This window comes from Kordia jejudonensis (assembly GCF_001005315.1).
GTDB lineage: Bacteria > Bacteroidota > Bacteroidia > Flavobacteriales > Flavobacteriaceae > Kordia > Kordia jejudonensis.
The window spans coordinates 1-2,299 of record NZ_LBMG01000122.1 but is presented as its reverse complement, the minus strand read 5'-3'; the positions used below and the strand labels follow the sequence as shown (position 1 = coordinate 2,299).

The following is a 2,299-nucleotide window of genomic DNA, read 5'->3' as shown; positions in this document are numbered from 1 at the left end:
ATTGTTCATCAAGTTCTTGATAGGTTAGTTTTTCATCTTTGAACACGATTGCCGTTGCATTTGGCGTTTTAGCAACTTGTGCTTCGAATAAGCTCCTGATGGTAGCTGTCTGCGTATATTCTACGGAAGTGGTATTGAACAAGTCCAATAATTCCGTATGTTCATCAGTCGTCAGATATTCTAAATCGCCAATGTATTCCGCGCCATGTAAGAAGCTTTTCAGTAGCGTTTGCAAGTGGTTTTTGATTTTTGTAATGCTTTCCACCGAAACAATGGTATCGTTATACATAAAGTTGATTGCCAGTCCATTGCCCGATTGCGCGGCACTTATTGCCAACGTGTAGTTTGTACTTTCTGTTTCTTCTACATTTTCTATTTCGAAACTCGATTTTGATTCCGTTAGAATTTCCTCCACAGGATAGTTTTCAAATACGAGAATACTATCAAATAGTGAACCTTTGATGTTGCTTTGCGATTCCACACTGCTCAATGGAAGGTAACTGTGTTCTTCACGCGCAATGGTGTGTTCTTTTTGAATGGTTTGCAACCAGTCAGCAATTTTTACATTATCGTGTACGTGGCTGCACACTGGAATTGTGTTGATGTACAATCCAACTTTGTCTTCTATTCCTTTGACATTGGAATCACGTCCAGAAACTGTAGCACCAAAAACGACCGTTTCTTGCGCAGTATATTTGGACAGTAAGTACAACCAAACTCCTTGTAATAAAGTGTTTACCGTGATTCTGTTTTGTTCGGCAAAAGTGTTTATGTTAGTACTGAAATCTTTTGGTAACACGAGTAAATCATCAGTATTTCCAAATATTTTGTTGCGTTTGGCTACATCGTTTATGAACGGAAAATAGGTTGGCGAAGTGACATCTGACAAGTAATTTTTCCAGTAAGCCAATCCAATACTATCGTTATTTCCTGAGATTCTACGAATGTGCGCACCATAATCGTCTAGTGTAACTTTTGGCAGCGTTCCGTTGTCTTCCAGTTGTTTGTAGCACGCCATGAAGCTTCCCATAAGACTTGAGAATGACCATCCATCCCACAAAATATGATGGTTTGTAAATACCATTCGTGTACGATTGTTGCCTAAGTTGAGTAAGGTAACCCTAAATAATGGTGCTTTTTCTAGTGGAAAACCTGCTGTTCTATCTTTTTCTAGAAATTCGGCTACTTCTTTATTTTTAGCATCTTCGGAGTGTTTGCTGAAATCGATTTCCGTAACTGGCATTTCCACACGATTGTATACACATTGTACAGGAATATCGAGCGCTTCCGTAAAGATTGCCGTTCGCAAAATGGTATGTTTTTCTATTAGATACGCCCAAGCTTTGTCGAACGAGGCTTTTGAAAATGTCCCTATTAAATCACATTGAAATTGTACAATGTATGCCGAAGTATTGTTTTCGTAGAGACTGTGAAATAGCAATCCTTCTTGCAATGGAGTCAGCGCATATATATCGGAAATATCACTTTGATGTGCTGGTAATTTTAGAAAATCTGCCAATTCTTTGTTTGTGACACTCACTGGCAAACCGTAATCACTTGCCGTTTTTATTTTGTTTCGCGACTGACTTTTTTGTCTGCTAAGTACTGAAATCAGTTGTTCTTTGTTTGACTTTATCGTCGCTAAGATATCATCTGAAATTTCACTTCCTTTTTTTCTTTTGATGCCTAATTGATTTTCTTTTACAAATAATGTAATGCCATTACTTTTTAGAAATTCAATGATTTCGTGAATATTTTTGGTCTCCATGTGGTGTGGTTTTTAATGAATTGTTTCGGTTAGATTAAAGAAATTTCAAAGTCTTGATCTTCTTCTTCGTGATCGAAAAATTCATTACAATGTGATATAATATGTTGTAATGCAGCAATGTAGTTGTCTGCTATGTTTTGTATGGTTTCTTTGTGATAACGCTTGCTATCGTAGCTCCAATCGAGTTGTAAAGTGTTATTGACAACCATGCTGTTGATGGCAATGCGATGTGGGTTTTGGTTTGATGTACTGATGGATTCGCCTGCGGATTCAGCTGCAAAACCAACCAAACTATCCGCTTCTTTAGACACACTATTGTCAAAACTTCCTAAGTAATTGAAGATGATTTCTTGATAGTCTGCCGTTACACTTTCTTGCGTTTCTTGATCTCCTAAATAACGAAGTACACTGTACCCTATTCCTTTTTCTGGAATTGCTCGGAGCATGTCTTTTGTATCGGCGATTAGGGTTCCTATTTCGTCTTTCGATCTGATATCTATACTCACAGGATATACCGTTGTAAACCAACCA

General features: G+C 37.7%; 2 protein-coding genes. Both read right to left on the bottom strand.

The genetic code is table 11. The features are described 5' to 3' along the window. On the bottom strand, positions 1-1,768 hold a 1,768-nt coding region (locus tag AA089_RS22860), incomplete at its 3' end, for a condensation domain-containing protein (RefSeq protein WP_046759346.1). 29 nt (positions 1,769-1,797) lie between these two features. Beyond that, on the bottom strand, positions 1,798-2,299 hold a 502-nt coding region (locus AA089_RS22855), incomplete at its 5' end, for a condensation domain-containing protein (RefSeq protein ID WP_046759345.1).